The following is a 5,737-nucleotide window of genomic DNA, read 5'->3' as shown; positions in this document are numbered from 1 at the left end:
TTCAAGCTGCGCGGCACCGAAAAGGTGAGTGCGGTGTTTGGCCTGCACGTGATCGCCTACAACCTGATCAGGCTGGGCAACCTGCTCAAGCCGGTGATGGCAGCGGGATGAGCAGCGGATTGCCCAGAGGTGTGGCCAGGCGGCCCCGATCCAGGCAGCTCCAACGGGGCAAAACACCTGAAATGGGCGTTCTGAGCCGCTGATTCGCTGAAAACCAGCCCGGACGGAGCGTGATCAGCTCTCAGGAGGGAAAAACGCGGGCGTTCAGGTGGTTTTTCCGCAAACTCTTAGTCCCGCAGAACTCAGACCGCTGACTGAGAAATCTGGAATGACGGAACATGGCGAGCTTTTACCAGGCAATACCATAGAGATACATTATGTTTACAGCACTGCACACGTGAAGCCCGGTCCAACCCTTGCAGCCTGCCTCAGCAAGGACAATCTCAATCCACAGCTGAGGGTTGAGGCCGTAGTTGCGGTTCTTGTAAATGATAGTAGTGCAGCAGATTTTGTGAAGATGACCCAGATCTCCGCTGTGAATGGTTACAACGCATCCCCCAATATACCCGACAACCTTGGAGAGCCCGTGACATACGCAGGCTCCACTACAGGTCCCAGCTATAATCTCAAACCTTCTCCTCTTCAAGTCACTTGGAATGTAAGGCCAAATGTCACTAAGGTCGATATCTTGTCAGTTGCCCAGTGGTTTAAGTCAAATCCTTTTAATGAGGACCATGCCCATGGTGTTCGCAACTTGGTGTTAGACCCAGATCTGCTTTCGCCTGTTCAGGCTTCAAAGTAAATGCATTGAACCCTTTTAAAAAAAGCCCTCTGTGCTGACTGGATTCTTGATCTGGGCGCTGATGGGGGTGACAAGGGTGGCGAGATCGTGGTTATCGGCTGAGTGAGACTCATTTCCTAGCCGGAGCCACGCCGATCCGGAAGTCCCGGCAAGGGCGATTTTCGAGGTGCCCTTAAACCGGTATGATGAGGTACCAGCAGTTTGTGCACCAAGCACGACCTGCGCCAAGGTCACAGTGGAGACTGCAATGAGCGCGTTTGATTTCATTGTCATTGGCGGTGGCAACGCTGGGGCTGTGATCGCAGCACGGCTATCTGAAGACAGCACAGCTACCGTGTTGTTGATTGAAGCTGGCCCACACTATCGGACAATTCAAGAAACACCTGCAGATCTGCTTGATTCACGCGCCGTCTCCGTAGAAAGCCATGATTGGAATTACATCACTGAAGTGATACCCGGAAGAGAATTTGCCTACGCTCGAGGCAAGGTCACGGGTGGATGTTCTGCCGTGAATGGTTGCATTTCTCTGCGGGGCCTCAAGCAAGACTTCAGAGAGTGGGCTGCACTCGGAAACAAAGGATGGGACTGGGAAGACATCCTACCTTTGTATAAACGGATCGAAGATGACCGGGACTTTGGCTATGCTTCGCATCATGGATCAGAAGGTCGCATCCCGATTCAACGGTTCAAGCCGAATGAATATTCTCAGGTGGTCAAAGGTTTCTGCAGCACGGCAATGGCCAATGGATACCATTGGGTGCCTGATCACAACCATCCCCGCGGTTACGACGGTGTAGGGCCAATCCCAATGAATCGGGCTGGAGACGGCACACTGCGCATCTCAAGTTCAATTGCCTATTTGCTTGAAGCACAGACGCGTAACAACCTGACGATCATGGATAAGACGCTTGCCAGGAAAGTGGTATTTCATGGAAAAAGAGCCACTGGAGTGGAGGTTGTCACGGCAAGTGGAAGCGTGGAGACGATTCAGGCAGGAGAGGTGATCATCAGTTGCGGGGCGATTCATTCACCAGCATTGCTCCTCCGCTCAGGCATAGGACCGAAAATTGATCTGGACCCACTGGGCATCAAGTGTGTCAATGAACTCCAAGGTGTGGGCAGTAATCTGATCGATCACTCATTGGCTGTTGTCGCTGCCTATCCTAAAAGTGGAGTGGTTCACGAGAGTGATGACGATGTGCAGATGGTGATCCACTACACAGCTCCAGGCAGCTCTCACAAGAATGACATGCAGATCTACTGTCTCGGCAAACTTGGTGCCGAACGCTTCCCCGGAGCCGATCCAACGCGAGGGTTGATGTTTGGGGCTGGGATTGTAATTAACCGTCCTGAATCAAGGGGGCGTATCACCTTGGAATCAGCAGACCCTAACCGCCAGCCACGCATTGACCACCGCCTCAACTCCCATGCAGAAGATATGCGGAAAATGGTCGACGGGGTTCGCCGAGGCTATCAGCTGCTCAACAGTGGCGAACTCGGCGAACTGTCTGAGGGCGTTGCTGTTATTAATGATTCAATGATTGATGATACCCGTGCCCTAGAGCGCTATGTCACAGAAAGGTCAGCCACAATCTGGCATGCAATCGGCACTTGCAAAATGGGACCATCTACCGACAACCATGCTGTCGTTGATTCCAATCTGAAAGTTCATGACTGCAAGAATCTACGGGTAGCTGATTGCTCCATCTTTCCGGACCACGTCAGTCGCAACCCAATGCTGACCTGCTACGTTGTGGCCGAGAAAGCTGTCGATTCAGTGCTGGCTGGCAGCTAATACCAGCCAGCACAGCACAGCAAAAGGACTGCAGCTCAAAAATAGAGCTGCATTCGCATTAACAATCTGTCGTTCTTGCAACCATCATGAGTCAACAAAAGCTGGATTGGGTGTCTTGGATCATTGAGGCTAATTACGATCCGAGCAGTGAGGCCGCCGTTGAAGAAATTGCCAAGGAGATGACAAGTTTTTTCCTGAGCAACGAACCGCAAACAACTCACTTTGAGTGGAGCGTCAATTCTGAGAAGGGTCAGCTGATTCTTCATGAACGCTATGCAAACTCACAGGCAGGGCTCGCGCACATTGAGTCATTTTCAGGCAAGTTCGGTGAGCGATTCTCGATTTTAGTCAAGCCAAAACGCGTCGTTGTATTTGGCCATCCAAGCCAGGAGCTGCTGGGTGTACTCTCAGGAATGAGCCCCGAAATACTTCACTACCTGGCAGGCTTCAGTCGTTGATGGACGATTAGAATGTCGTACCCGTTCAGGGGCCGTGACGCAGCAGCGCAGCAGTCCACCCCTGATCGCTGATCACCAAGCGACCACAGACACCACGATCAGCGTCTCCTCCATGGCCGGATCGCTGAGCGACTACCACTGCTGGATCAGGTGTGTGCCCAGCATGGTGGCCAGTGGAGATGGAGGCCCACCTCCCTTCTCGCCCGTCTTGGGGTAGTAAGGCTCGATCAGCGCCACCAATCGCTGCCAGGGCACCACCTTCTCCATTTCGCCCAGGAAGCTCTCGTGCCTGGTGTGCTTCTTGGCAGTGGTCTATTCGTAATCGGTGAATCCATGCTGCCTGATACCCATCACCCGATGTTGACCTTGAATGACGAATCCATTCTCCCGCAGGTCGCCTGGGTTTTTACCATAGTCTCCATACAAATCTATAGGCCAGCGAATGATCCTCTCAATCGGCCTTTGAGATAACTTTCGCCATCTCAACGCAGAGATTAATCGCAAAACTGAATACGAAGCTTCCTGCCGCGACTCTCTGAGGAGCCGCCTAACGACTTCGAATATCTGCAGGAAGATCACGAGAATCCCTGAAAAAGGGGCGCCCCTCATGACATCCAGCAGCTTGTCCATCACCGAGACGCCGAAACACCGGAGACACCGTTGTCTTGCCAGGACGACTCCTTGACCTTGCCGCTCTCCTTAATCTTGATTTTGTGTTAAGGAGGGCTTGGATCACCCATGACATTGCTCAAACCAGAGCTTGAGACTCATGTCCCTGTCTTGACGGCGGTTTCTCAACGGGCAGTTACGCAGACCCTCCTTAAAGATTGATTCACTGCCGAGAGCCCATCCGGCTCCGAATCTCGTGCAGCAGCTCAAATGACGTCCCAGTGCATTCTGCCCACCTCACAGGCTGATACGGCAGGAGCTCGACTGGCACCCAGCCATTCTGCGCAGGATTGTGGGCAGTATCGACCTGACAGGCCCAGACAGGTCATGCCTGAATCACCGGCCTTCCCCGGGAATCCCTGTCCTGGCCTGGGTTTTACAGATGCGCGATGCCGGGTTCGAACCAGCGACATCCTGCTTGTAAGGCAGGCGCTCTACCGCTGAGCTAATCGCGCTTGTCTCCATTGTGCCTGCTGCCGGTTCGCCCGCCGCCGGTGTGCCTCCTGCCCACCGGTGAGAGGATCGGCCTCTGGCCAACTGGGCAGCGGATGTGAGGGGAGAGGACGCCAAACGCAAGACCCGCATCCGTGCGCTGGAACGGAAAGTCCGCCTGGAGCAGGCCAGGTTCACCTTCCGGCGGGCCAGTGTGGTGATCGGGTTCGCCGGCCTGTTGTTGCTCCTCTTCCTGGTCGGCTCCTGGCTCACCAGCGGACCGAGCGGTGAGGGCCAGATCGATCGGGAGAGCGTCGACACCTGCGTGGAGCAGCAGCAGCGCAGCACTGGCAATATTGATCTCTGCTATTGAGCGCTTGTCCACTGAGCCCTCGATCCGTGCGCTCAGGCTGGCCCCCGAGAGGACCCCACGATGGTGATCAACGTTCAGGCCACCCTGCCGGACGACCAGCGTCAGGCGATCGGCGAGGCCGGGCTGGCCGCCCTGATGACCATGGCCCGCCTGCGCGGCACACCATCGGCCAAGGCCCTGGCCGCGATCCGGGGCGTTCGCGATCACCTCCTGCACCTCGATCTGGCACTGGAGACCCTGCCGGACATCGATCCAGACGCCCTGGCCGCCCGGGTGAAGGGCGTGAATCCGGATCCCCAGTGGCGGGAGCGCATCCTGCGGGGCATGACCCTGGTGGCCCTGTTCGATGGCACACCCACGCCGCAGCAGCTGGACCTGCTGGAGCGCACCGCTCGGTGTCTCAACGTGGATCCGGGCCCGGTACGCACCTTCCAGCAGGTGATGGAGCACCAGGCCTGGCTGGTGCGCCTCGATGTGGCCCGGCGCGGCTTCATCCCCCAGGCCTTCAAGGCCATGTGGCGCCAGGAGGGGCTATCCGCCGCCCTGGCCAGCGCCCGGGTGCTGCTCGGCCAGGAGGATCGGGCCATGGCCGAGCGCTACCGGCAGCTGCGGAGCTACCCGGAAGGCAGCTTCGGGCTGGCCTACGCCAACTTCATCGACCGCAACGGCTTCCAGTTCCCCGGTGAGCACGGCGGGCCACCGCCGCCGGTGATGCACCACGACTGCTGCCACGTGCTGGGCGGCTACGGCACCACCCCCGCCGAGGAGGGGGCGGTGCTGGGCTTCCAGGCGGGCTTCGAGAAGGTGGATCCCTTCTACCTGCTGATGTTCGCCCTGGCGGAATTCGAGCTCGGCATCGGCGCCTCGCCCTTTGTGCCGGCCGGGCGCGGCCAGCTCGATGTGGATCGGATCTTCGCGGGCCTCGAGCACGGCTCCCACGTGAGTGTGGACCTGTTGGCCGGCATCGATCCCTGGGACCACTTCGCCGCCCCCCTCGAGCAGGTGCGCCAGCGGTTCAACGTGCTACCGCGGGGCCGCGCCCCAGAAGAACTGCCCCAGACCTGAGCAGCCGGCACACTGAGCGACCGGCACACTGACGGGAACACGACCGGTTCATGGCCAGCGGCACCGACCACGACCGCACCACCTGCCTGCTGAGCCTGCCCTTCGGGTTGCTGTGGTGGCCTCTGCTGGGAATCGTGGGAGTG

4 protein-coding genes, 1 tRNA gene and 2 pseudogenes are annotated in these 5,737 nt (G+C 57.4%); 5 read left to right on the top strand and 2 right to left on the bottom strand.

All coding sequences use genetic code 11. The annotated features are described in order from the left end of the window. Positions 1 to 259 precede the first annotated feature (259 nt). The 3 genes and pseudogenes from KBY78_RS15610 to KBY78_RS15600 form a co-directional block, all read left to right on the top strand. A pseudogene (locus KBY78_RS15610) lies at positions 260 to 802 on the top strand (delta-class carbonic anhydrase); the annotation flags it as partial. A gap of 247 nt (positions 803 to 1,049) precedes the next feature. Continuing rightward, on the top strand, positions 1,050 to 2,597 hold the full coding sequence (locus tag KBY78_RS15605) for a GMC family oxidoreductase (RefSeq protein WP_255144404.1): 1,548 nt from the start codon (positions 1,050 to 1,052) through the stop codon (positions 2,595 to 2,597). Positions 2,598 to 2,683: 86 nt separating this feature from the next. Then, positions 2,684 to 3,055 (top strand): hypothetical protein, encoded by a 372-nt coding sequence (locus tag KBY78_RS15600; protein WP_255144403.1) that lies wholly within the window; start codon positions 2,684 to 2,686, stop codon positions 3,053 to 3,055. Between the two features lie 135 nt (positions 3,056 to 3,190). On the opposite strand, the pseudogene KBY78_RS15595 reads toward KBY78_RS15600, so the two are convergent. Both KBY78_RS15595 and KBY78_RS15590 read right to left on the bottom strand, forming a co-directional pair. Further along, a pseudogene (locus KBY78_RS15595) lies at positions 3,191 to 3,358 on the bottom strand (IS5/IS1182 family transposase); the annotation flags it as partial. Positions 3,359 to 4,107: 749 nt separating this feature from the next. Beyond that, positions 4,108 to 4,179, bottom strand: a tRNA-Val gene (locus tag KBY78_RS15590). Positions 4,180 to 4,274: 95 nt separating this feature from the next. Here KBY78_RS15590 and KBY78_RS15585 point away from each other — a divergent pair. Next, on the top strand, positions 4,275 to 4,529 hold the full coding sequence (locus KBY78_RS15585) for a hypothetical protein (protein ID WP_255144402.1): 255 nt from the start codon (positions 4,275 to 4,277) through the stop codon (positions 4,527 to 4,529). 60 nt (positions 4,530 to 4,589) lie between these two features. Next, on the top strand, positions 4,590 to 5,594 hold the full coding sequence (locus tag KBY78_RS15580) for a ubiquinone biosynthesis protein COQ4 (protein ID WP_255144401.1): 1,005 nt from the start codon (positions 4,590 to 4,592) through the stop codon (positions 5,592 to 5,594). Positions 5,595 to 5,737: the final 143 nt, after the last annotated feature.

This window comes from Synechococcus sp. EJ6-Ellesmere (genome assembly GCF_024345875.1).
GTDB classification, from domain to species: Bacteria; Cyanobacteriota; Cyanobacteriia; order PCC-6307; family Cyanobiaceae; genus Regnicoccus_A; species Regnicoccus_A antarcticus.
This window is presented reverse-complemented; position numbering and strand designations above follow the sequence as displayed.

Coding starts and splice junctions, on each gene's coding strand:
- KBY78_RS15600 (WP_255144403.1), top strand. CDS start 2,684: ATGAGTCAACAAAAGCTGGATTGGGTGTCTTGGATCATTGAGGCTAAT.
- KBY78_RS15580 (WP_255144401.1), top strand. CDS start 4,590: ATGGTGATCAACGTTCAGGCCACCCTGCCGGACGACCAGCGTCAGGCG.
- KBY78_RS15605 (WP_255144404.1), top strand. CDS start 1,050: ATGAGCGCGTTTGATTTCATTGTCATTGGCGGTGGCAACGCTGGGGCT.